Source organism: Rhodococcus sp. 14-2496-1d, assembly GCF_002259365.1.
Taxonomy (GTDB): Bacteria; Actinomycetota; Actinomycetes; order Mycobacteriales; family Mycobacteriaceae; genus Rhodococcoides.
Genome location: NZ_NPFV01000029.1, coordinates 481751 through 505617 on the forward strand (window position 1 = coordinate 481751; position 23867 = coordinate 505617).

The 23867-nt window shown below is 65.5% G+C and carries 26 protein-coding genes; 9 read left to right on the plus strand and 17 right to left on the minus strand.

Translation table 11 applies throughout. The features are described 5' to 3' along the window. Positions 1–20: 20 nt before the first annotated feature. Genes dapF through CH296_RS23590 form a run of 3 tightly spaced genes read right to left on the minus strand, consistent with a single transcriptional unit; the run spans position 21 to position 2559 of the window. Positions 21–890: a diaminopimelate epimerase gene (dapF, locus tag CH296_RS23580; RefSeq protein ID WP_094630083.1), complete on the minus strand. Its 870-nt coding sequence runs from the start codon at positions 888–890 to the stop codon at positions 21–23. A gap of 24 nt (positions 891–914) precedes the next feature. Next, positions 915–1844 (minus strand): tRNA (adenosine(37)-N6)-dimethylallyltransferase MiaA, encoded by a 930-nt coding sequence (gene miaA, locus CH296_RS23585; RefSeq protein ID WP_094685828.1) that lies wholly within the window; start codon positions 1842–1844, stop codon positions 915–917. Further along, complete coding sequence (locus CH296_RS23590) at positions 1837–2559, minus strand: class III extradiol dioxygenase subunit B-like domain-containing protein (RefSeq protein ID WP_179277802.1); 723 nt, start codon at positions 2557–2559, stop codon at positions 1837–1839. Before CH296_RS23590 ends, miaA begins: the two co-directional genes overlap by 8 nt. A 152-nt stretch (positions 2560–2711) precedes the next feature. On the opposite strand from CH296_RS23590, the gene CH296_RS23595 reads away from it, so the two are divergent. After that, positions 2712–4199, plus strand: a complete 1488-nt coding sequence (locus CH296_RS23595; protein WP_094685829.1) for a DUF349 domain-containing protein — start codon at positions 2712–2714, stop codon at positions 4197–4199. Positions 4200–4236: 37 nt separating this feature from the next. Here CH296_RS23595 and CH296_RS23600 read toward each other — a convergent pair whose 3' ends face one another. Next, a complete protein-coding gene (locus tag CH296_RS23600; protein ID WP_032398401.1) occupies positions 4237–4824 on the minus strand; it encodes a hypothetical protein in 588 nt (195 codons plus the stop codon). Continuing rightward, entirely contained in the window at positions 4821–6338 is a 1518-nt protein-coding gene (miaB, locus tag CH296_RS23605; RefSeq protein WP_094685952.1) for a tRNA (N6-isopentenyl adenosine(37)-C2)-methylthiotransferase MiaB, read from the minus strand. The genes CH296_RS23600 and miaB overlap by 4 nt, the downstream gene beginning before the upstream one ends. A gap of 282 nt (positions 6339–6620) precedes the next feature. On the opposite strand from miaB, the gene CH296_RS23610 reads away from it, so the two are divergent. The 4 genes from CH296_RS23610 to CH296_RS23625 all read left to right on the plus strand — a co-directional run bounded on the left by CH296_RS23610 (position 6621) and on the right by CH296_RS23625 (position 9871). Continuing rightward, positions 6621–7349 carry an amino acid ABC transporter ATP-binding protein gene (locus CH296_RS23610; protein WP_170944851.1) on the plus strand — a complete coding sequence of 243 codons (729 nt, stop codon included), beginning with the start codon at positions 6621–6623 and terminating at the stop codon, positions 7347–7349. Between the two features lie 53 nt (positions 7350–7402). Continuing rightward, positions 7403–8236 (plus strand): glutamate ABC transporter substrate-binding protein, encoded by an 834-nt coding sequence (locus CH296_RS23615; RefSeq protein ID WP_094685830.1) that lies wholly within the window; start codon positions 7403–7405, stop codon positions 8234–8236. Positions 8237–8321: 85 nt separating this feature from the next. Next, the gene (locus tag CH296_RS23620; protein ID WP_032377154.1) at positions 8322–8999 is read left to right on the plus strand and encodes an amino acid ABC transporter permease; all 678 of its coding nucleotides are present in this window, start codon (positions 8322–8324) and stop codon (positions 8997–8999) included. Beyond that, on the plus strand, positions 8999–9871 hold the full coding sequence (locus tag CH296_RS23625) for an amino acid ABC transporter permease (protein ID WP_032397888.1): 873 nt from the start codon (positions 8999–9001) through the stop codon (positions 9869–9871). The genes CH296_RS23620 and CH296_RS23625 overlap by 1 nt, the downstream gene beginning before the upstream one ends. 89 nt (positions 9872–9960) lie before the next feature. Here the strand turns inward: CH296_RS23625 and CH296_RS23630 are convergent, their stop codons facing one another. The 5 genes from CH296_RS23630 to CH296_RS23650 all read right to left on the minus strand — a co-directional run bounded on the left by CH296_RS23630 (position 9961) and on the right by CH296_RS23650 (position 13853). Further along, positions 9961–10512, minus strand: coding sequence for a regulatory protein RecX (locus CH296_RS23630; RefSeq protein ID WP_094685831.1), 552 nt, complete (start codon positions 10510–10512; stop codon positions 9961–9963). A gap of 12 nt (positions 10513–10524) precedes the next feature. Next, the gene (gene recA / locus CH296_RS23635) at positions 10525–11562 is read right to left on the minus strand and encodes a recombinase RecA (protein ID WP_008716921.1); all 1038 of its coding nucleotides are present in this window, start codon (positions 11560–11562) and stop codon (positions 10525–10527) included. A 194-nt stretch (positions 11563–11756) separates the two neighbouring features. Then, positions 11757–11948, minus strand: coding sequence for a DUF3046 domain-containing protein (locus CH296_RS23640; protein WP_032397886.1), 192 nt, complete (start codon positions 11946–11948; stop codon positions 11757–11759). Between the two features lie 10 nt (positions 11949–11958). Beyond that, the gene (locus CH296_RS23645) at positions 11959–13131 is read right to left on the minus strand and encodes a glycosyltransferase (protein WP_176459294.1); all 1173 of its coding nucleotides are present in this window, start codon (positions 13129–13131) and stop codon (positions 11959–11961) included. A gap of 125 nt (positions 13132–13256) precedes the next feature. Continuing rightward, positions 13257–13853, minus strand: coding sequence for a TetR/AcrR family transcriptional regulator (locus tag CH296_RS23650; protein ID WP_052050488.1), 597 nt, complete (start codon positions 13851–13853; stop codon positions 13257–13259). 265 nt (positions 13854–14118) lie between these two features. On the opposite strand from CH296_RS23650, the gene CH296_RS23655 reads away from it, so the two are divergent. Then, a complete protein-coding gene (locus CH296_RS23655; RefSeq protein WP_094631730.1) occupies positions 14119–15015 on the plus strand; it encodes a diacylglycerol kinase in 897 nt (298 codons plus the stop codon). Between the two features lie 18 nt (positions 15016–15033). On the opposite strand, the gene CH296_RS29080 is transcribed toward CH296_RS23655, so the two are convergent. From CH296_RS29080 to pgsA, 5 genes are all read right to left on the minus strand, one after another. Next, complete coding sequence (locus CH296_RS29080; RefSeq protein WP_032398397.1) at positions 15034–15207, minus strand: hypothetical protein; 174 nt, start codon at positions 15205–15207, stop codon at positions 15034–15036. A gap of 98 nt (positions 15208–15305) precedes the next feature. Next, positions 15306–16106: a hypothetical protein gene (locus CH296_RS23665; protein WP_179272752.1), complete on the minus strand. Its 801-nt coding sequence runs from the start codon at positions 16104–16106 to the stop codon at positions 15306–15308. A gap of 112 nt (positions 16107–16218) precedes the next feature. Further along, on the minus strand, positions 16219–17028 hold the full coding sequence (locus CH296_RS23670) for a PspA/IM30 family protein (RefSeq protein WP_037189526.1): 810 nt from the start codon (positions 17026–17028) through the stop codon (positions 16219–16221). Between the two features lie 144 nt (positions 17029–17172). Further along, positions 17173–17514 (minus strand): helix-turn-helix domain-containing protein, encoded by a 342-nt coding sequence (locus CH296_RS23675; RefSeq protein ID WP_032397883.1) that lies wholly within the window; start codon positions 17512–17514, stop codon positions 17173–17175. Positions 17515–17766: 252 nt separating this feature from the next. Then, a complete protein-coding gene (gene pgsA, locus CH296_RS23680; protein ID WP_373557298.1) occupies positions 17767–18459 on the minus strand; it encodes a CDP-diacylglycerol--glycerol-3-phosphate 3-phosphatidyltransferase in 693 nt (230 codons plus the stop codon). Positions 18460–18599: 140 nt separating this feature from the next. On the opposite strand from pgsA, the gene CH296_RS23685 reads away from it, so the two are divergent. Together CH296_RS23685 and CH296_RS23690 are read left to right on the plus strand one after the other, a co-directional pair. Further along, positions 18600–19187, plus strand: coding sequence for an amino-acid N-acetyltransferase (locus CH296_RS23685; RefSeq protein WP_230597007.1), 588 nt, complete (start codon positions 18600–18602; stop codon positions 19185–19187). Between the two features lie 41 nt (positions 19188–19228). Next, entirely contained in the window at positions 19229–19513 is a 285-nt protein-coding gene (locus tag CH296_RS23690) for a YciI family protein (RefSeq protein ID WP_032397882.1), read from the plus strand. A gap of 86 nt (positions 19514–19599) precedes the next feature. Here the strand turns inward: CH296_RS23690 and CH296_RS23695 are convergent, their stop codons facing one another. Beyond that, complete coding sequence (locus tag CH296_RS23695) at positions 19600–22287, minus strand: DNA translocase FtsK (RefSeq protein ID WP_179272753.1); 2688 nt, start codon at positions 22285–22287, stop codon at positions 19600–19602. A 69-nt stretch (positions 22288–22356) separates the two neighbouring features. Beyond that, on the minus strand, positions 22357–22980 hold the full coding sequence (locus CH296_RS23700; protein ID WP_179277803.1) for a TIGR03085 family metal-binding protein: 624 nt from the start codon (positions 22978–22980) through the stop codon (positions 22357–22359). 79 nt (positions 22981–23059) lie between these two features. Here CH296_RS23700 and CH296_RS23705 point away from each other — a divergent pair, with 79 nt between their 5' ends. After that, positions 23060–23839, plus strand: coding sequence for a sulfite exporter TauE/SafE family protein (locus tag CH296_RS23705; RefSeq protein WP_032397880.1), 780 nt, complete (start codon positions 23060–23062; stop codon positions 23837–23839). Positions 23840–23867 lie beyond the last annotated feature (28 nt).

Consider the following 23867-nt stretch of genomic DNA (forward strand, 5'->3'; position numbering starts at 1 on the left):
TGCCGAGGCCTGCACGATCGTCAGGACTGAGCCTTCAGCCACCGGTCGTCGATCTCGCCCCGGGCCAGCAACACCGACGGTCCGCGCAGAGTGGCACCGACGTGATCGATGTTCACACGCACCCGACCGCCGAGCACACCGACGCTCACCTCCCCGGTCTCGAGGCCCTCGTAGGACAGCGCCGCTGCGGCCGCTGCCACGGTTCCGGTGCCACAGGATCGCGTCTCCCCGACGCCACGTTCGAACACACGCATCTGGACGGCACCGTCGTCGAGCCTGGTCAGGATCTCGACGTTCGCACCGTGGGGGAAGAACTCGGAATCCAGTGTCGGCGGTTGGGACAAGTCGAGCGCGCCGAGGGATGCGCGTGTCAACGCACCGTCGACACAGGCCAGGTGAGGATTGCCGACGTCGATTCCGATGCCCTCGTACGTCCCGCCCGCGAGGGTCGCCGAGCTCGAGCCCATCAGCGTGACGTCCCCCATGGCCACGGTGACATCGGCGTCGGTGTCGTCGAACGAGTGAACGGTCACAGCGCGTGCGCCGGCCCGCGAACCCACCACGAACTGGTCACGTTGTTCGAGGTCGTGCACCCGCAGGTAGTGCGCGAACACCCGCACACCGTTGCCGCACATCTCGGCGATGGTGCCGTCACCGTTGCGGTAGTCCATGAACCAGTCCTCGGGCTCGACACCCGGCGGCATTCGGTCGAGTACGCCTGCATCTCGGAGCACACCGGCCCGGGCGACGCGCAGAATCCCGTCGGCACCGAGGCCCTGGCGTCGATCGCACAACACCGACACCGCCGACCTGGTGAGTTCGAGCTCGGCTGCCGGATCCGGCAGCACGACGAAGTCGTTCTGAGTTCCGTGGCCTTTGGCGAATTCCATGGTCGCGAGTCTACGGGCGTACGGCTAGGAGGGGTCGATCGCGGACAGCGCGTCCGAGGTCAGCGTCGGCGAGGTGCCGTCGAGCCACCGGACGCGTTCGTCGCGACGAAACCAGGATCGCTGGCGTCGTACGTAGCGTCGGGTTCCGATGAACGTCCGTTCGCGTGCGTGCTCGACGTCGTAGTCCCCCGCCAGCACGTCGAGAGCCTGCGCGTACCCGATCGCCCGCGACGCGGTCACGCCCTCACGCAGCCCCAGGGCGAGCAGCCCTTCCACTTCGTCGAGCAATCCGGTCTCGAACATCAGCCGAGTACGCTCGGCGATCCGCTCGTCCAGTTCGGCCGTGTCGCGGTCGACTCCCAACACCACCGTGCCCCAGCGAGGTGCACCGATCTTCGGGGCCGATGCCGCGAACGGCTGCCCGGTCAGCTCCACCACCTCGAGCGCTCGGACCATGCGCCTGCCGTCGGTGGGCAGGATCGACGCGGCAGCCTCGGGATCGGCGGCCGTCAACACGCGATGGATCTCCTCGACGCCGTCGCGCTCGAGGACGGCTTCCCATTTCGCGCGAACGACGGGGTCGGTGGCCGGAAACGCCCACTCGTCGAGCAACGACTGCACGTACATCATCGATCCGCCGACGATGATCGGCCGCGAACCCCGCGATCGAATGTCCTCGACGTCGGCGACCGCAGCCTCCTGGTAGCGGGCGACGGTAGCGATGTCGGTGACCTCGAGCACATCGAGTTGGTGGTGCGCAATCCCGCGCCGCTGCGCGACGGGCACTTTCGCGGTCCCGATGTCCATCCCCCGGTACTGCTGCATCGCGTCGATGTTGACGATTTCGCCGCCGAGTTCCTCGGCCAGATCGAGAGCCAGATCGGACTTTCCTGTGGCAGTCGGCCCGATGACCGCGACCGGTGTCGTGGCCGAATCGTTAGCCCCGTCAGTCACGAGCCCAGGTCCCCACGAAGTATCCGACCCCGAAGGGCGCACCTCGGTAGAGCTCTGTCGTCGTTGTCGCATCGGCTCCAGCGAGTGCCGCCAGCACCTGCCACGCCGCTCTGCCGCCGACACCGAGCGAAGCGCACAGGTCCGGATCCAGATCCGCCAATGCATCGACGTCGGCGCTCGCGAGGGCATCGTCGATACTGCGCTGGACCCCCTCGGCGCGCTCGTCGAACGATCCGGGTGCCTTCGGAGTCAGTGTGTTCGCCCCGTCTGCCAGCAGCAGAACGCCCCAGGTCTCCGCCGAGGCGTCGAACTCTCGGCGCAGCTGCTCGCCGAACTCGGCGCACGACCCGGGGCTCGCATCGGCCGCGATCGTGCGGACCTCGACCGCAGCGTCGGGTGCTGCCACCCCGCGCAGCCACCCGGCGATCAGAACCGCCAGCGGCAGGTCCGGATCTGCCGCAGAGTGCGCTGCGCCGCCGGACAGGCTCACCACCACGTCGACTCCGAAGCCCCGGAACGTGCCGACGGTGGCCGTGCCGTAGGTGGACGACACGCGGTCGACGCCGACGGCGATCCAGCGGTCGACCGTCGACGCCAGATGGGCGGTCGCGCCGACGGCGGCAGTCCGCAAGTCGGCTGTCCGGGCCGCCCCCGCGCCCATCAGTTCGGGGACCAGCAACGGTGGAGAGGGCACCAGGGCCGCGGCACGAAACACGAGCACCACGCTAGTCGGTGGCGCGACTTGCCCCGACGAGTCCACCTCGAGTCGTCTGAGCTGTTTCAATGGTCCGATCGGTCGTCACCTAGTTCAATGGTGTCCAGATCGCGATTGAAGGCAGCCGTGACGCGCGGCAGAGATGAGGAACAATGACCGACCCGAACGCCGGCACTCCCACCACCCCCGAGGCTGCATCCTCGGATGCACCCGCCCAGACCCCCGGTGCGACCGCACCCGGTGCAGCGAACCAGGGCGGACCCAAGCCCGGCGGTGGACCCAAGCCCGGCGGTGGACCGAAGCCCGGTGGAGGACCCAGGCCCGGCGGCCCGGGTCCCGGCTCTCCTCGTCCCGGCGGTTCGGCCGGTGCCAAGCCCCACCCGACCCCCTCCCACGTCCCGACCGCGATCCCGACGGTCGCGCCTGCGAGCGACCCCAGCAAGTTCGGCAGAGTCGACGACGACGGCACCGCATGGGTGACCACCGCCGACGGTGAGCGGCAGATCGGGTCCTGGCAGGCAGGAGACGCGGCGGAAGGACTCGCCCATTTCGGTCGGCGCTACGACGATCTGGCCACCGAGGTCGCTTTGCTCGAAGCTCGATTGACCTCCGGTACCGGCGATGCCAAGAAGACCAAGGCCGCAGCGTCCGCGTTGTTGGAGAGCCTGCCGACCGCTGCTGTGATCGGCGACCTCGATCTGCTCGCCAGGCGACTCGACGCGGTCGTCGAGCATTCGGACGCCGCAGCAGCGGTGGCCAAACACGAAAGGGAGCTCGAACGCGCCGAGCACACCGCGCGCAAGGAAGCCCTCGCCGTCGAAGCCGAGCAGATCGGTAGCGAATCGACCCAGTGGAAGCATGCGGGCGATCGGCTGCGAGAGATCCTCGACGAGTGGAAGACGATTCGCGGGGTCGACCGCAAGATCGACGATGCCCTGTGGAAGCGGTACTCCAAGGCACGGGAGAACTTCAACCGTCGCCGCGGCGCCCATTTCGCCGATCTCGATCGTGAGCGCGGTGCGGCCAAGACTCGCAAGGAAGAACTGGTCGAGCGGGCCAGAGCCTTGTCGTCGTCCACGGACTGGGGACCCACCGCAGCAGCGTTCCGCGATCTGCTGGTGGAGTGGAAGGCATCCGGCCGTGCCCCACGCGATGCCGACGACGCGCTGTGGAAGAACTTCAAGGCCGCACAGGACGTGTTCTTCGCTGCCCGCAACGCCGCGGCCTCCGAGCGGGACGCCGAGTTCGAGGCCAACGCCGAGGCCAAGGAAGCCCTGCTGGCCAAGACACACATAGATCCGAGCAAGGACCTCGATGCCGCCCGTTCGGCACTGCGCGACCTGCAGGACAAGTGGGATGCCATCGGCAAGGTTCCGCGCGAGAAGATGCAGGAACTCGAGGGCAAGCTGAGGGCGATCGAGAAGTCCGTCCACGACGCGGTGGAGGCCCAGTGGCGTCGTTCGGATCCCGAGGCCGTCGCCCGCGCCGCCCAGTTCCGCGAGCGGGTGGCTCAGTTCGAGGATCAGGCCGCCAAGGCGACCGCAGCAGGCAAGACCAAGGATGCCGAGCGTGCGCTCGCACAGGCGCAGCAGTGGCGCGAGTGGGCCGACGCAGCAGAGAGCGCCGTCGACGAGTTGTGATCGACCGGCACTCCTGACCGGGGGCGGCCGATCGGACCTACGGGGCCGAGTGGCCGTCCCACAGGCGCAGCTTCTGTTCGCCCGACGCGGCGGCGATGCGCCGCTGCTCCTGAGCTGCGAGCTGGGCGTTCGTCTTGTTCCACACGGCCTTGAGCCAGTGGAAAGTCAATGCGATGACGGCGATCCAGGCGATGATCAGGCCGATTCCCGGTCCGGCACCCTGCAGGTTGTCCGGCACGGTCTGCCGCGTCCAGATCGAGAGCATCCCGTACACCGACGACACCGCACATCCCGCGAGGGCGGCCCACGCCAATGCCCAGATACGGGTGACGAGCGCGAGCACCGACATCACCACGCCGAACGTCAGCACCAGCACGACGAAGACGCGTGACGGCAGCGCGATGGACTCGGCAACTGCGGCTTCTCCACCCGTGAGCACGTCGAATCCGCTGGCCGATCCGGTGTGCGGCAACGCGAACGTGACCAACAGGACCAGCACCAGCCCGGCCACGACCATGGCCCGCGCTCCCGGGTCCAGTTCCGTCATCACCGCCCTCTCCGTTCGCCCGAGTTCCTCGGCGGATCGAGAGGGTACGACGCGATCGGGTCCGTCTGTGTCTGTCATGCGGTGCATCCTGTCTCTACCGGTAGCGGCGCCGGTGCGCCGATCGAGGGAAGTCCGAGGCCGACGCCGATCGGTGCCGTCTTGGGCATCACACCGCGTTCGTGGGCGTCTCCTGCTGCCGTACGGCGATGCGTGAGCACGCCGGCGTCGGCGATGAGGTGGTACGGCGCAGCGGCCGTCAGCGTGGTGGTGACGACGTCGCCCGGGCGGATCTCGCTCACGCGATCGGCGTCGACTGCGAAATGCACGAGTCGGCCGTCCCTGGCTCGCCCGCTCATCCGATGCGTCGCGGCGTTCTTGCGACCTTCACCGGTGGCGACGAGTAGTTCGACCTCGGTACCGATCAACTCTCGGTTGGCAGCGAGAACGATCTCTTCCTGCAGAGCGATCAATCGCAGATACCGTTCTTGCACAACCTCTTTGGGGATCTGATCGGGCATCTCGGCGGCAGGCGTTCCCGGCCGCTTCGAGTACTGGAAGGTGTAGGCATTGGCGAACTTCGCCCGCCGAACCACGTCGAGCGTCTGCTCGAAGTCCTCATCGGTCTCACCGGGGAAGCCGACGATGATGTCGGTGGTGATGGCCGCGTGTGGCATGACCGCGCGCACCTTGTCGATGATGCCCAGGAACTTGCTCTGCCGGTAGGACCTGCGCATCGCCTTGAGGATGCGATCCGATCCGGATTGCAGCGGCATGTGCAGGGTGGGACAGATGTTCGGGGTGGACGCCATCGCCTCGATGACGTCGTCGGTGAACTCGGCCGGGTGCGGAGAGGTGAACCGCACTCGCTCGAGACCATCGATCGAGCCGCATGCGGTCAGCAGCGATGCGAACGCGCCGCGGTCGCGAGGCATGTCCGGATCGGCGAACGAGGCACCGTACGCATTGACGTTCTGGCCGAGCAGCGTCACCTCGAGTACACCCTGATCCACCAAAGCCTGTACCTCGGCGAGGATGTCGCCCGGCCTGCGGTCGATCTCCTTGCCGCGCAGGGCCGGGACGATGCAGAACGTGCAGGTGTTGTTGCAGCCCACCGAGATCGAGACCCAGCCCGCGTATGTCGATTCGCGTTTCGCCGGCAGGGTCGACGGGAAGGCCTCGAGGGATTCGAGAATCTCGACCTGTGCCCGTTCGTTGTGCCGGGCGCGCTCGAGCAACACCGGCAACGACCCGATGTTGTGGGTTCCGAAGACCACGTCGACCCACGGAGCCTTCTCGACGACGGTGCTGCGATCCTTCTGCGCCAGGCAACCACCGACCGCGATCTGCATGTTGGGGTTTCGCGTCTTCGCGGGCCGCAACATGCCGAGGTTGCCGTACAGCTTGTTGTCGGCGTTCTCGCGCACCGCGCAGGTGTTGAAGACGACGAGATCTGCGTCGGTGCCTGCGTCGGCCGGAACGTAGCCCGCTTCCTCGAGCAGCCCGGACAACCGCTCGGAATCGTGGACGTTCATCTGGCATCCGTGCGTACGCACTTCGTAGCTGCGGGGAACCGACGCCGACGGGTCCGTCACCGGGACGGGATCGGTACTCCCGTGATCGGCCACGTCCACGGTCGGAAAAACACTCGTTTGCACCCCTCCAGGGTACGTCCATCGCACCGACCGGCCCGCCGGGGTCGCGGGCTCCACCGCAGACTGTGCAGGGCCGATGCGGGGCAACAGTAAAGTTTCCATTACATAATCGAAGATGGCGGGCGAAAACACCGGTCGGCGAGGAAACTACGCATAGGGTTTCGACTTATGACGCACGCCACCGACGCGCCGGCATCGACACCCCCGCCGGGCGCGCCCTCGATGATCTCGCTCAAATCCGTCGACAAACATTTCGGTGATCTGCACGTCCTCAAGGACATCAACCTGGAAGTGCCGGCCGGTCAGGTCGTCATCGTCGTCGGCCCCTCCGGCTCGGGCAAGTCGACTCTGTGCCGGACGATCAACCGCTTGGAGCCGATCGATTCCGGTGCCATCGAGGTCGACGGAGATCTACTTCCCGCGGAAGGCAAGGCCCTTGCGGCCCTGCGCGCCGACGTGGGCATGGTGTTCCAGTCGTTCAACCTGTTCGCGCACAAGACGATCCTGCAGAACGTCATGCTCGCGCCCATGAAGGTACGCAAGCAGAAGAAGGACGAGGCCGAGAAGAGCGCCTTGGCTCTGCTCGAACGTGTGGGAATCGCCAACCAGGCCGACAAGTACCCCGCTCAGCTCTCCGGTGGTCAGCAGCAGCGTGTCGCCATCGCGCGATCTCTCGCCATGAACCCCAAGGTGATGTTGTTCGACGAGCCGACCTCGGCCCTCGACCCCGAGATGGTCAACGAGGTACTCGACGTCATGACCTCGCTCGCCAAGGAGGGCATGACGATGCTCGTCGTCACCCACGAGATGGGCTTCGCCCGCAAGGCCGGCGACCGCGTCATCTTCATGGCCGACGGAGCCGTCGTCGAGGACACCGATCCCGAGACCTTCTTCAAGTCGCCCAAGTCCGAGCGTGCCAAGGACTTCCTCGGCAAGATCCTCGGTCACTGACCCGCTTCACCGTTCACCCCGAATACCCGAACCGATCCCTAAGGACATTCACTGTGAGAATCACCCGACCGCTTCGCTTCGGTGTCGCCATCGCCGCTCTGTCCATCGTCGCCACCGCCTGCGGCGGCGGAGAGGAAGCTCGCACCATCTCGAGCAGCGCCGAGTCCGGCAACCTCATCGTCGGCATCAAGTTCGACCAGCCCGGTCTCGGTCTGCGCAATCCCGACGGCACGTTCAGCGGCTTCGACGTCGAGGTGGCCAAGTACGTCGCCGGCAAGCTCGGTGTCGACGAGGCCAACATCGAGTTCAAGGAGTCCCCCTCGGCGCAGCGCGAGACTCTGATCGAGAACGGCGAGGTCGACTACATCGTCGCCACCTACTCCATCACCGACACCCGCAAGGAAAAGGTCGGTTTCGCCGGCCCGTACTTCGTGGCAGGACAGTCGTTGCTCGTTCGTGAGGACAACACCGACATCACCGGTGCCGATTCGCTCAACGACGGCAAGCGACTCTGCTCGGTCACCGGTTCCACCCCGGCCCAGAACATCGCCGACGAGTACCCCGGCGTGCAGCTGCAGCCATACGACACGTACTCCGCGTGCGTCGAGGCGCTGCGCAACGGCACCGTCGATGCGGTGACCACCGACGACATCATCCTCGCCGGCTACGCCGCTCAGTCCCCCGGACAGTTCAAGGTGGTCGGTGAGCCGTTCACCACGGAGAACTACGGCATCGGCCTGAACAAGGACGACACCGAAGGACGTAACCAGATCAACGACGCCATCGAGGAGATGGTGTCGAGCGGTGCATGGGAGCAGGCCTTCAACGACACCGTGGGCGCATCGGGCTACCCGCTGCCGACCCCGCCCACCGTCGACCGCTACTGATCGACCCTCTCGTCGTGTTCCGCGAGCGCGTGCGCGCGGAACACGACGGTTGGATCTCGCCGAGCCGTGAGGATCAACAAGCACCGTGAACCTATTGAGCAAGTACGGCGATCAATTGATCGACGCGTTTCTCTCGACCATCTACCTGACGTTGGCATCCCTCGTCGGCGCACTGGTCATCGGAACGATCATTGCCGCGATGCGGGTGTCACCCATCCCGATCGCGCGTGGCATCGCCGCGACGTACGTCACCATCTTCCGTAACACCCCGTTGACCCTGATCATCCTGTTCACCTCGTTCGGCCTGTACCAGACCATGGGTGTCTCGCTCGCGTCGGAATCGTCCTCGACCTTCCTCGACGACAACAACTTCCGCCTGGCAATCCTCGGTCTGAGTGTCTACACCGCGTCGTTCGTCGCAGAATCTCTGCGATCGGGAATCAACACGGTCCCCGTCGGTCAGGCCGAGGCCGGCCGCTCACTGGGTATGACGTTCACCCAGAACATCTCCATCGTCGTTCTGCCACAGGCGTTCCGCGCCGTGGTCGGACCGCTCGGCAGTGTCGTGATCGCACTGACGAAGAACACGACGATCGCATCGGTCATCGGCGTCGCCGAGGCGTCGTTCCTGATGAAGAACATGATCGAGAACGAGGCCGCGATCTTCGTGGTCGGCGGCATCTTCGCGCTCGGTTTCATGATCCTGACGCTCCCGACCGGGTTGCTGTTCGGCTACATCAGCAAGCGATTGGCGGTGTCATGATGAGTGATGCAGTAGCAGTTCTCTACGACGTTCCGGGCCCGAAAGCGGTGCTGCGCTACCGGATTCTGACCGGGGTCGTTGCCGTCGTCTCGCTGGGCGTCGCGTTCCTCATCTACCGAGCACTCGACTCCAAGGGTCAGTTGACCGCCGAGAAGTGGGATCCGTTCCTCGAATCGACCACGTGGACGACGTATCTGATCCCCGGAATCCAGGGCACGCTGGTTGCAGCGGCGCTCTCGATCGTGTTCGCACTGATCCTCGGTGCCGTCCTCGGTATCGGCCGCCTCTCGGATCATCGCGCGGTACGGATCGTCAGCGGCGCGATCGTCGAGGTGTTCCGCGCAGTACCCGTACTGATTCTGATGATCTTCCTGTACGCGGTCTACGCCGATTACGAGGTCTTCAAGGTCAAGTACCTGGCCTTGGCGGCCGTGGTCACCGGCCTGACGCTGTACAACGGTTCGGTCATCGCCGAAATCGTGCGTGCCGGTGTCAATTCGTTGCCCAAGGGCCAACGGGAAGCTGCATCCGCGCTGGGAATGCGCAAGAGCCAGGTCATGCTTTTGGTTCTGCTCCCCCAGGCCGTCACCGCCATGCTTCCGGCGATCATTTCGCAGATGGTTGTGGCGTTGAAGGACTCGGCGCTCGGTTACGTCATCGGGTACGTCGAAGTGGTCCGTTCCGGTCAGCAGGTAGGCGCGTTCTACAGCAACTACCTCCCCTCGCTGATCATCGTCGCCGTCATCATGATCATCATCAACTCCGCGTTGACGAAGCTGGCCACCGTGGTCGAACGTCGTTTGCGTTCGCGTAAGCGCAAAGCCGGCGCGACCGACGTGGTTCCCGCTCTCGACGGTGGTCAGGCAGCCTGATCACCATCGCCGGCAACGAGTAAGGCCCGCAACACCGATGGTGTTGCGGGCCTTACTGTTTCTCGACGGCTCCTACTCGAGGTGGACGATCACATCGAGTCTGGGCCGTCGAAGCCTTCGGTGTCGGCACCTGCGCTGTCGAGTTGCTCCTTGACCACCGCGAACGCCATGCCCTGCGAGTAGCCACGGCGCGCGAGCATGCCGACCAATCTTCGGACAACCTTGTCACGCTCGGCGCGGGCATCCGGCCCACTCGAGTCCGGCATTTGTAGTGTGCGAAATCGCTTGCGTACCAGCTCGGCTGCACGCTGACGTTCGTCGTCGGCATCGATCGTATCCAGTGCGTGCAGAGCGAGTTCGTTACTGACTCCCTTGTTGCGGAGCTCCATACTCAGTGCGCGTTTACCCTTGCCCGAGTACTTGTGCCGGGATTGAACCCATTGCTGCGCGAAGGACTCGTCGTCGACAAGCTTTGCCTTTTCGAGCCGGTCGAGAACGGCGTTCGCGATCTCGGCAGTGAAGCCCTTCTTCGCAAGATTTGCTTCGAGTTCGTGCCTGCTACGCGCTCGGTCGGTCAGCAACCGAAGGCAGACATCTTTCGCCTGCGCCTCGGTGCCGCCACTCTCGTCTCGCTGCTGCACAGCGACAACAGGTTAGAAGTCCACCGGAGCGGCTGCAGGCTCCTCCGCGGTGACGTCCGCGCCGATCTGCAGCTTCTCCATGATCTTCTTCTCGATCTCGTCCCGCACGTCGGGGTTCTCGAGCATGAACTTGCGGGCGTTCTCCTTGCCCTGACCGAGCTGGTCACCCTCGTAGGTGAACCACGAACCCGACTTGCGGATGAAGCCGTGCTCGACGCCCATGTCGATCAACGAGCCCTCGCGGCTGATGCCCTTGCCGTAGATGATGTCGAACTCGGCCTGCTTGAACGGCGGCGCAACCTTGTTCTTGACCACCTTGACCCGGGTGCGGTTACCGATGGCGTCGGTTCCGTCCTTCAGGGTCTCGATGCGGCGGATGTCGAGGCGAACCGAGGCATAGAACTTCAATGCCTTACCACCGGTGGTGGTTTCGGGAGAGCCGAACATGACGCCGATCTTCTCGCGCAGCTGGTTGATGAAGATCACGGTGGTACCGGAGTTGCTCATCGCGCCGGTGATCTTGCGCAACGCCTGGCTCATCAGGCGGGCCTGCAGACCGACGTGACTGTCGCCCATCTCGCCCTCGATCTCGGCGCGCGGTACCAGTGCCGCCACGGAGTCGATCACGAGGATGTCGAGTGCACCCGAACGGATCAGCATGTCGGCGATCTCGAGAGCCTGTTCACCGGTATCGGGCTGCGACACGAGCAATGCATCGGTGTCGACACCGAGCTTCTTGGCGTAGTCCGGATCCAGGGCGTGCTCGGCGTCGATGAAGGCCGCGATGCCGCCTGCTCGCTGAGCACTGGCCACCGCATGCAGGGCGACGGTGGTCTTACCCGAGGATTCCGGACCGTAGACCTCGATGACACGTCCACGCGGCAACCCTCCGATGCCGAGTGCCACATCGAGCGCGATCGATCCCGTGGGGATGACGGCAATGGGCTGGCGGACCTCGTCACCGAGGCGCATCACCGAACCCTTGCCGAAGTTCTTGTCGATCTGCGCGAGTGCGAGATCGAGCGCTTTGTCGCGATCGTATGCAGCCATCGTGAGCTCCCTGTGTCGTGTCGTTCAGCTGTGTCGTGTCGATCAGCTTTGTCGTCGGTAACGCTAGATCGGGGTACCGACAAGAAGTTTCTCGACACCGACCGGCAACCGTTGACCCAAGCATAGGGGAACACGTGTTCGAGTCAACTACCGCAGCAATCGACACGCCGAGAGGATCGACAGGACCTGGGGAACTACCAGCGTTCTCTCGGTACATCGAACTCGTAGCAGATCGACCGCCACACTTCCCGTGGATCGACGCCGTCCTCGATGGCCTGCGCTCCGGTTCGGCCGATACCGGACAGCACGTGATCGGTCAGCAGCGAATCGCCACGAACGGAGCCGAACTCCTCGGTGAGCAGTTCACGAAATTCGGTCAGACGCACAACGACAACCCTAACGTCCGCGCCGTGGAGTGCTGCGGTCGAGCACCCGATGACAGACGGACACGGGATCCTCGACGGACTGCGCCCCGTCCGCCGCCGTCGCCGCCGCCCGGGCGAAGCGCGGATCGGACAGTACGGTGGCCACCGCGTCGGCGATCGAGGTCGGCGTCGGGGGTCGTACGATGACGGCGCTCCCCTGCCGTGCGGCGCGATTGGCCAGCTCCCACTGATCGCCACCGCCCGGGACGGTCACCACCGGAACGCCGTGCATGAGCGCCTTGGCCAGCATTCCGTGCCCACCACCGCACACCACCACATCGGCATGACGCAGCAGTTCGTCCTGGCGGCCCAAGCCGGCGTTCGCCCAGTTCGGGAGTACGGCGGGAACTCCGTCGAGAACGGACGCCACCACCCGAACTCCCCTGCCGTCCAACCCTTTCAGCGCCATCTCGAGCATTCCCTCCGCCCCGGTGAAGGCTGTCGACGGCGCGACCATCACCAGCGGTGACGTGCCGTCCGGAGTGTCGAGCAGGTCGTCCGTCGGTTCCCACAGCAGCGGGCCGACCACGTGTGCGTCCTCCGGCCAGTCGGGACGGCGCACCTCGAGCGCAGGAATGGTGGCGACGAGCCGAGCAGCCGGGCCCGGATCCTCGGCAGGCAGCCCGATGCTCGTCCGTGCGCTGGACCGCTGAGCTCGTCCCTGAGCGATCGAGCGTGCCGTCAACGCGCGCATCACGGTATCGCGCAACCTGCCGCGAACCCCGGTACCCGGAGCCAGGCCACTTCCGATGGGAGGCAACCCTTTCGAGGGCGAATACAGTGGATGGGGCGAGAGCTCCACCCAGGTGATCCCGAGCCGCTCCGCGGCCATGCCGCCCCCTGCGGTCAGGATGTCGGACACGACGAGATCGACGTTCTCCCGCTCGAGGTCGGGCAGCAACTCGGTCGAGACGAACGCCGCCCGTGAATGGATACGTTGTCCGGCGTCGAGATCGTCGTCCTCCGGCCGCGGCGCAAGACCACCCAGCGGAAACGCCCGCAGCCCCGCTGCGTGCGCGTCGGGCACCCAGCGGCTACCGGTGAAGAGGATCGGTTCGTCGCCTGCCGCGCGGAAGAGCAGGGACAGCGCGATCGCCGGAAAGGCATGCCCCGGATCGGGCCCGGCCACCACTGCTACTCGCACGAACCCAGCGTGCCACACTCGAGCCCTACCGCTCGACGGGTGCCGGGATCAGGTCGGGAGAGCCGGCCCGAACCCGAGCGGCGAAATGTGCACTCGGTCCCGCATAGCGGTCGACGCAGACTCGTTCACGCACTCTCGGGCCGCAGGTAACTGTCCACTGCGTACGCCATCTGACGCGTCACCTCGGTCCCCGAGACGCGCTCGGACACCATCTCCGCGGACTGCACCGCGGACTGCACCATCAGTAGCACCAGCGTGGCCAGCGTGGTGGGATCCCCTGCGCGAATCGAGCAATCACGTTGTCCGGCAACGACCAGAGAAGACAACGCGTCGATGATCAACGACTGACTGGTTCCGAGTCGATGAAGAATGTATGTGGCCAGCACGTCGGAATCGGAACGCAGAATCTTCACGAACAACGGATGGAGTCGAATGCGGTCGGCCACTTCACCCACGGCAGTGACGATCTGATCGCGAGCCGACGCGGTGGCGTCGAAACTCGGAATCAGGGCACCGATCTCACGAGTGAGCAGGCTCGACACCACAGCTCGCGTGTCGGCCCATCTCCGGTACACGGTGGGCCTGCTGACCTTGGCGCGGCGCGCGATTTCGGCCAAGGTGGTGCGCTTGACGCCGTGTTCGAGGATGCAGGACCGGGCCGCGTCGAGAACGGCGTCTTCGACCGACTTCTCGGGAGCTTCTGTTCGGGACGGCGACTGCAGGGGCTCGGACGAGGCAGGACTCGACACCGGCTGCTCGATCACGTGCCACCCTTCGTAGTTCGGACAAAAGGACTGTATTTCCAGCAATAACAGTCTCTTTCGTTACAGTACCTCACGGTTACACGCACCTTCGGCCCCGAAATCACCGGCCACACGCCCGAACAACGTACGCCGGAGGCATACCGCTGCGAATCGCCTCGGTCACCACCACGGGAACCGTCGACCCTGGCAAGCTGATCGATGTGATCGACGAATCGTTGCGACCATGACCCGATCGGTGACGGTGTTGACCAATCCGATGGCCGGCGGTGGTCGCGCGGGCCACGCCGGGCGCTGCGCCGTGGCGCGCTTGCGGGAGCGAGAACTTCACGTCACGACCATCGAAGGCCGCACGCCCGGGGATGCATTGTCATTGCTCGAGAAGGCCGTCGGCAGCGGTACGGACGCCGTGGTCGCCGTCGGCGGCGACGGGCTCGTCAATCTCGTCGTTCAAGTGCTCGCCGGCACCGACGTTCCGATGGGCCTGATCCCGGCAGGCACCGGCAACGACCTGGCCCGAACTCTGGGCCTACCTCGCGACGACGCTGCCCACGCAGCCGACATCGTCGCCGACAACGTCACGCGCGCAATCGATCTCGGACGGATCGGCGAACGGTGGTTCACCACCGTTCTGTCCAGTGGTTTCGACTCGCTGGTCACCGAGAGGGCCAAGCGACTGCGCTGGCCGCGCGGACCTCTCCGGTACAACGCGGCCATGGTGCTACAGCTGGCGTCACTCACGAAGCTGCCGTACGTCATAGAACTCGACGATGCCGAACTTCGACTCGATGCCACCTTGGTCGCGGTCGGAAACGGCAGGAGTTACGGAGGCGGCATGGCCGTGTGCCCTGCCGCGCGAGTGGACGACGGTCTGCTCGATGTCACCGTCGTTCGCGGGGCGAGTCGGACGCGCTTGCTCGGACTGTCGCCGACTCTCTATCGGGGAACACACATCGACTTACCGGAGGTCGACACGTACACCTCGACGCAGGTCACCTTGCGGTGCGACGGAATCGTCGCCTACGCCGACGGGGAACGTGTCGCGGAACTACCCGTCACGGCACGCTGCGTACCGCGGGCCCTTCGGGTGTTCGTCGAGCAGGGCTCTGCTGCTCTCGGTTGACGGAACGGCGCATCGGCGTCAGAACTTCAGCGACGAGCGATCGTTGTCGGAGGCGATCGCCTTGTACAGCCACACCAGTCCCATCACGATCGCGCCTGCCACCACCAGCCAGAAGAGACCCTTGATGATGCTGCCCAGAAGCGCGAGCGCAATCCAGATCAGAACGATGAATCCCAGAATCTTCCAGAACATGAGTGCTCCTACCGTGTCGCCGCGCACCGTGTCGTATCGCGTACGTCGATCCTGGCATCCGGCCGCGACGAACACATCGGGGTGAACCCTGAATTGTCTCAGCGGTGCCGCGACCGGATCTGATCGATTTCGGTGAGTGCCTCGGCCCATCCCTGCAGTCGATCCGTCGCCGACAACAGCTCGCGTCGGTGCGATTCCACGACCGTCGTCGACGCCGGTCCGGCGGGGCCGGTCATCCGCGCGGCCGCGGCGACAAGCTGCTCGTACTGATCGACCCCGGTCGCGAGTTCGGCTGCCGCCGAGGCTATTGCGCCGCGGAGGTGCTCGCGGGTCACAGCGCTCGCCGCCCCCGCACGTTCCAGAGCAGCGATGTCGACAGCAACTCCTTCGAGACCGCGAGCCGCATCGGAAGTAACCCCGATCATCTCCTCGACGTCGTCGGTACCGATCGTCTCGGACCTCGCGAGGATCCCCAGCAGCTCGAACAGACTCTGCTCGGCACCGGCCAGTCGGGCCATCGACTCGTACGCGGCGGATCCGCGCTGCGGCGACACGCGCTTGGTGGGCAGGCCGACGGGGACCGGTTGGGCGCGAAGACGCCGCAACCGCGTCACCGCGAATGCCGCCGGTACCGCCATGAGGGCAGCACTACCGCCGCCCACGAACAGAGTCCACTCCGGAGCCGACAGCACGGCCATCCCCGCGGTTCCCACCGCTGTCGTCGTGGACGCAGCACCGAACCTGATTCCGCGTCGTCTGGCACGGCGAATCTTCTTCAGATGCTTGACACGGGGGTCTTTCCGACGGCCGGCGGCGTCGAGGATCGAGGTACCGACACTTCGAGCGGACTCCGCCAGAGATCTGACCACTGCACCGGACTCGGAGACGGCGGTGGTCACGGATTCTCGATCGAGCGAAACGGCCGGCCGCTTACGCGACCGGCCGGATTCGTGATCTCTTCTACCCATCTCGGCGCTGCTGTCGGACGACCGAGTTGTTCGTCAGGTCGATCTACGCCTGAGCCGGGGGCTCGGGCGTCGCGTCCGGGGACTTGGCAATCGACGGCTTCGCCGCGGCATTTCCCGACGGCAGCGAGTCGCCTGCCATCGAAGCGCGGATCTGCTCGAGGCGGCTGTGGCCCGCCATCTGCACGGATGCCTGCTGGACCTCCATCATGCGACCGGAGACCGAGTTCTGAGCCAGCTCCGCCGATCCCAGGGCGTCTGCGTAGCGACGTTCGATCTTGTCCCGAACGGCGTCGAGGCTCGGGGTGTTGCCGGGCGCGGACAGGGTGCTGTCCATCGACCGAAGGGATTCGCTGACCTTCTCCTGCATCTTCGCCTGCTCGAGCTGGCTGAGCAGCTTGGTGCGTTCTGCGACCTTCGACTGCAGGGCCATGGCGTTCTGCTCGACGGCCTTCTTGGCCTGAGTGGCCGCCTGCAGCGACTGATCGTGCAGGACCTTGAGATCCTCGACGCTCTGCTCGGCGGTCACCAGCTGCGCGGCGAAGGCCTCGGCGGCGTTCGTGTACTGCGTGGCCTTCTCGATGTCGCCCGCAGTGGCGGCCTGATCGGCCAGCGTCACCGCTTGCCGAGCGTTCGCATTGAGCTTCTCGACCTCGTCCAGCTGCCGGCTGAGCTTCATCTCGAGCTGGCGCTGATTACCGATGACGGACGCGGCCTGCTGGGACAGAGCCTGATGCTGGCGCTGTGCGTCCTCGATCGCCTGCTGAATCTGAACTTTGGGGTCGGCCTTCTCGTCGATCTTGGAATTGAAGAGCGCCATCATGTACTTCCAGGCTTTGACGAAAGGATTAGCCATGGGGTGGTCCTGCCTCCATCTGTTGCGCCGCGGTGGCCGCGTACGGGTCGGCTGCTCTCGCAGTGACCGAAATGAACCTGTCCGTGCTGTGAAAGTCGGGTGCGTGATCTGGGTCAGGAGTGGAAACTGATTGCTTTTCCGATCTTAGGCGGCGGCGAGAGCTCTGGCAGCAGGTGCCGGAATCACGACGCGAGTATCGCCGTCGATACGGGTGGCGACCGCTGCCTCGTCGAGCCGCGCTGCGGCGGTGGAGGCGTCGGACAGCGTCACACTGACATCGCTCATGACGTCCGAGAGCGGGACGGCGAGTGCGTCGCAGATCGCGGCGAGGAGTTCGCTCGATGCCTCCTTGCGACCGCGTTCCACCTCGGAAAGGTATCCGAGGCTCACGCGTGCGGTGTTCGAGACTTCACGCAGGGTTCGGCTCTGTGCGACGCGAGTACGCCGCAAACTGTCGCCGAGTGCTTCACGCAATAGCAGCGCCATCTCGCTCCTCCTCGTTGGTGTTCGTGCCGACGACTGTGCCGTCGGGACGACAACGTTCATATCTCGTTCGTCCGGAGCCGTCACGATGTTCAACGTCCCAGCCGGTCCGATTGGTTCCCGACCCTATATGCCCGTTCACTCCAACACGTGCCGAAGCTGCTCCGACACGGCTTCCAAGACTGTATCCCGCCGAATCCTCATCCTGCTCGCCCGCGCGCGACACGGCCGCTGCGGAGGTCACGTCGGAGCGATTCACGTCGAGGACACGCCTCGGCGCAGGCGAACGGCCTGCACCACGTAGTCCAGGCCGGTGTACACGGTGAGCAGTACCGCCAGCGCCATCAAGGCAACGGCGAACGGGTCGACGACACTCGGCAGCGGGCACAGGTACACCCCTATCGCGAACGTCTGCACCAGTGTCTTGACCTTCCCGCCGCGGCCTGCGGGTATGACGCCGTGGCGGATGACGGCGAACCGCACTGCGGTGATGCCGATTTCTCGCACTCCGATGATCACCGTCACCCACCACGACAGGTCGCCCAACATCGACAGCCCGACGAGCGCGGCGCCGATCAACGCCTTGTCGGCGATGGGGTCGGCCATCTTCCCGAAGTCGGTGACGAGACCGTACTTGCGGGCCAGCTGGCCGTCGATCCGGTCGGTGATGGCAGCGGCGGCGAAGATCGCGGTCGCGGTCAGCCGCCAGGAGGTGTCGTGGCCGTCGCCGACGAACAGCGCTGCGAGAAAGACCGGAACCAGTGCGATCCGGAGCACCGTGAGCACGTTCGCGATATTGAGCAACGGCACTAAGTCCGGGCCGCCCGCGACAGCGTTGCTGTGGGGCAGCCCCGTCGTGCGCGGAGCATCAGCCGGTCCGGAGGCGCGGTTGCCGGAAATCTCACCGCTGGACGGAACGCCGTGATCGGGCGCAACCGGCCCGGTCATCGGCACACCCGCGAGCCGTCGACGACGTACCGGCTCGTATGTCCGCTGTTGCGCAGCACCGATCCGCCGAGACGGGGACACAGCTGCAGAAGCGACACACGGAAAGTTTATCGGTTGAGGTACTGACTACTGTTCACCCCATGACTTCTGGGCCGAATCGGGCGAGTCGCGACATCGCAGACCCCGAATCCGACGTGCATTCCGACCTCGCGGACCGTGGCTCCGTGAACGACGGCACCCTCGTCGTGCGTCGAGCCAGGACCTCCGACATCCCCGAGATCAAACGTTTGATCGACATCTACGCAGGACGCATCCTGCTCGAGAAGAACCTCGTCACCCTCTACGAGGCGGTGCAGGAGTTCTGGATCGCCGAACGTGACGGTGAGATCATCGGCTGCGGTGCGTTGCACGTGCTGTGGGCCGATCTGGGCGAAGTTCGCACAGTGGCCGTCGATCCTGCGGCGAAGGGGCACGGCGCAGGCCACCTGATCGTCGCAAAACTGATCGAGGTCGCTCGTGAGCTGGCACTGCAGAAGGTGTTCGTGCTGACCTTCGAGGTGGACTTCTTCTCCCGACACGGGTTCGCCGAGATCGACGGAACCCCGGTCACGGCGGAGGTCTACGCGGAGATGTGCCGGTCGTACGACACCGGCGTGGCCGAATTCCTGGACCTTAGCTACGTCAAACCGAACACTCTGGGCAACACGCGGATGCTGCTCTCACTCTGACAGAATCCCGGTATCGATCCTCGAATCCGGAAGAGAGCTCCATGCCCCTGATCGCCGTCACTTACACCTACTCCCCCGCCACCACGGAGGGCCGCGACACCCATCGCGCGGCACATCGCGCCTGGCTGGCCGATCTGCTCGACCGGAAGACCCTGGTGTCGAGCGGACCGTACGCCGACGGCAGCGGAGCACTGCTGCTGGTCGAGGGACCGGATGCCGCCACCGTCGAAACACTGTTCGCCCAGGACCCGTTCGCGGTGGAGAACCTCATCGAGACGGCGACGTTCCACGAGTGGACGCCCGTCATGGGGACCTTCACGTCCTGATCGGCCCGCTCACCCGGTTCGGGTGAATGGACCCTTGCACCGCCCAGACGGCTGCAGTGGTCCATTCACCCGGGACCGGGGAGCGCTCAGAACTCTTCCGACACGGGCTGCTCGTCCGGGTCGCCGCCCTTGATCGACCACAGCAGACCGTCGAGCTCGTCCGGCTTGACGAGCACCTCGCGGGCCTTCGATCCCTCGCTCGGGCCGACCACCCCGCGGTTCTCCATCAGATCCATCAATCGCCCGGCCTTGGCGAATCCGACTCTCAATTTCCGCTGCAACATCGACGTCGAACCGAACTGACTCGTCACGACCAACTCGACCGCCTGCAACAGCACGTCGAGGTCGTCGCCGATGTCGGGGTCGACATCCTTCTTGTCCGAGACCTTCGCTGCGGTGACGGTGTCGTTGTACTCCGGCTCCGCCTGATTCTTGGCGAAGTCGACGACCGCAGAGATCTCCTCGTCGGTGATGAACGCGCCCTGCAGACGCGTCGGCTTGCCCGCGCCCATCGGCAGGAACAAAGCGTCACCCATACCGATCAGCTTCTCCGCACCCGGCTGATCCAGGATGACGCGAGAGTCGGTCAGGGACGAGGTCGCGAAGGCCAGACGCGACGGCACGTTCGTCTTGATCAGACCGGTGACGACGTCGACCGACGGACGCTGAGTGGCGAGCACCAGGTGAATGCCGGCCGCACGTGCCTTCTGTGTTATCCGCACGATCGCTTCCTCGACGTCGCGGGGAGCGGTCATCATAAGGTCGGCCAACTCGTCGACGATCGCGAGGATGTAGGGGTAGGGCCGATAGACGCGCTCGCTGCCGAGGGGTGCGGTGATCTCGCCGGAACGCACCTTCTTGTTGAAGTCGTCGATGTGGCGGACCTTGTTGATCTGCATGTCCTGGTAGCGCTGCTCCATCTCCTCGACGAGCCAGGCCAACGCCGCGGCAGCCTTCTTGGGCTGCGTGATGATCGGAGTGATCAGGTGCGGAATGCCCTCGTAAGGCGTGAGCTCGACCATCTTCGGGTCGATCAGGATCATCCGAACCTCGTCCGGCGTCGCCCGCGCGAGCAGTGAGACGAGCATCGAGTTCACGAAACTCGACTTACCGGAACCGGTGGATCCGGCCACCAACAAGTGCGGCATCTTCGCGAGATTGGCACTGACGAAGTCGCCCTCGATGTCCTTGCCCAGTCCGATCACCAACGGGTGGTGATCCTTGCGGGTCGACGGCGCGGTCAGCACGTCCGCCAGGCGGACCATCTCCCGGTCCGAGTTGGGTACCTCGATACCGACCGCGGACTTCCCGGGGATCGGCGCGAGCAGGCGAACGTTGTCGGTCGCGACGGCATAGGCGATGTTGCGTGCGAGCGCGGTGATCTTCTCGACCTTGACGCCGGGTCCGAGCTCCACCTCGTAGCGAGTGACCGTGGGCCCGCGGGTGAAACCGGTGACCGCGGCATCGATCTTGAACTGTTCGAGTACCTCGGAGATCGCCTCGATCATGGCGTCGTTGGCCTGGCTGCGGGTCTTGGGCGGATCACCGTCGATCAGCAGCGACAGCGACGGAAGCGTGTAATCGCCGTCGACGACTCGATCGACGACGATCTTGTCGTCCTCGGCTGCCTGCTTCGGTTCGGCCGCTTTGACGATCGGCTTGGGCTTGGGCCGTGGGGGCGCGACCGGCTCGGGGGCAGGTGCGGGGACAGCCGCGTCAGGCACGATGACCTCGGTGGCCGCCTCGGGTGGCGGGGTCTTGCGCGCGCGGGGCGGCTTGGTGACCGGGATGTACTCCTCGGTCGGGTAGTTGTCGTACGGGTCCGCGCTGCCGTGGACCGGGTAGCCGTCGGCGTCGAAGTTGCTGTCGTAGTCGCCGTAGCCCTCGTCCCCGAACTCGGAGCCGAAGTCGGCCGGGTCGTACTCGTCGTATTCGTCACCGCGACTGTCGGTGCCGAACAGTGCTCGCATCCGATCCGGCACGTCGCGCACGGTGGTGCCGGTGAGCAGGAGTACTCCGAACAGACCGGCGAGCAGCAGCAGCGGCACAGCCAGCCACACGGTGAGGCCGTCGGCGATGGGTCCGCCCGCTACGTAGCCGACGAAGCCTGCGCCCTCGGATCGGCCGGCGGCATCGGTCGGTGAACCGGCGGCCATGTGCCACAGTCCGAGGATCGGCAGACCGAGCAGGATCGAGCCCAAGACCAGTCGCGGTCGTACCTCGGGATGCGGTTCGGACCGCATCAGAACAACGGCGATCGCGACACCGAGCACGGGCGCGACGTAGCCGGCTTCGCCGATGACGGCGCGGATGCCCACCTCTATCCATTCACCGACCGGTCCCCCGGCGCTCAACCAGACACTCGCGGCGACGACCACGCTGACGGCGATCAGTCCGAGAGCGATGCCGTCCCGGCGGTGGCCGTGCTCGATGTCGGCGGCCTTGCTCACCGTCCGAGTCGTGGCACCGACTCCGCGTGCCGCCATCGACCAGGTGGACGCGATGCCCCGCCCGATCGCATCGAGAGCACCGCGTGACTTCTTCTTCGCCGCAGGCCGCCGAGCCGTCGACGCACCCCTGGCGGGTCCCTTGCCGCGCGAGGATGCGTTCGCACGGGAGGTCGCCGGGTTGCGCGGCGCGGTGGGCTTCTTGGGCGTGGTGACGGTGCGCGCGGTGCGGCCGCCACCGGATTTACGGGCGGTGCCGGACGCGCGCGAGGAGCCGGATCCACTGGACCCGGCCCTGGCGGTGGAGGTGCTGGTCTTTCCTGCCATGCCCCCAGGCTAGTCGCAACAGCCCCGTCGAAACCATCCGCAACACCAGTAACAGCGGAGCCGAATGTGTCAGAAGCTCAGATCGAGTGCCTTCACGACAGCGACATCGTCGGCCGAACCCTCGTACAGAACCTCGATCCGGTCGCGTCCGAATGCGTAGAGCAACAGTTCCGACGGCTCCCCCACCACGGTCACGCCGGGGCCGGACCCGCCCTTGAACGTTGCCCGTCGCCCATCGGGTGTGCGTACGTGAACCGGTACGGGTGACGAGCGATGACCACCCCGACCCACCAAACGGACCTGCGTCCACAGTCGGGTCTCCACGGCGGTGGGCAACACTCGCCGAGTCCAATTCTCGCCTGCCCGGCGCAGATCCTCGTGATGAACGAACATCTCACCGAGGTTGATCAACGGGTCCAGCAGTGCGAACGGTGACCACATGGGCGGCCCGGTCCGAACGTCCTCCACCACGGCGGCGAACGGCTTGTTCGCCACGGATCGCTGAACCCGCGCCGTGTACCCCGCGAGCGGAGACAGAAATATGCCCGGCGAGGCGCCCAGGCGTCGCTCCCGAACGACGAGATGCGCCGCCAGATCGGCCGCTGTCCACTCACCGCACAGCGTCGGCGCATCGGGACCCACGTCGAGAAGGGTCTGGACCAGTTGGGAACGTTCATCCTGGGCAAGGCTCACGTGCTCCAGGCTACGGCCAGACGGAACCAGCGGCATCCTGCCGCGGGATACCACCCTTTGCCTGGGTAACCTCCCAACAGTGCCGGTATCGGAAATTCTCGTCATCCTGCTCGCCGGGTTCGGAGCCGGAGCCATCAACGCCGTCGTCGGCTCCGGGACGTTGATCACGTTTCCGACGTTGGTCGCATTCGGCTATCCCCCGGTGGTTGCCACCATGTCCAATGCGGTGGGACTGGTCGCGGGAAGTGTCTCGGGTACGTGGGGCTATCGCCGCGAGCTGCGCGGACAGTGGCATCGACTGCGATGGCAGTTGCCTGCCTCGTTCTTCGGAGCACTCGGCGGGGCCTGGCTGCTGCTGCACCTGCCCGAAACGGTGTTCGCCGCGGTGGTTCCGGTGTTGCTCATCGGCGCGCTGATCCTCGTTGTCGCACAACCGAGAATCCAGGCCTGGGCGAAGCGTCGATCGGAGGCCGCGGGCAAGGCCGCGAACCACATCGGTCGCACCAGGATGGCGTTGGTCACCGGAGGCACTCTGCTGGTCGGCATCTACGGCGGCTATTTCACTGCCGCACAGGGAATTCTGCTCATCGGAGTGATGGGGGCACTGCTCCCCGAAACCATGCAGCGGATGAACGCCGCCAAGAATCTGTTGTCACTGGTCGTCAATGTCGTTGCGGCGGTGACGTACACGATCTTTCGATTCGACGACATCAGTTGGCAGGCAGCCGGACTGATCGCGGTCGGCTCTCTGATCGGTGGAGCCGTCGGAGCACGCTACGGCCGCCGGCTCTCGCCGGCGGCCCTGCGTGGTGCCATCGTCGTTCTCGGTCTGATCGGACTCTGGCGACTGCTCGTCTAGCCGATCGCGTCCAGTTCGGCTGCGGGCG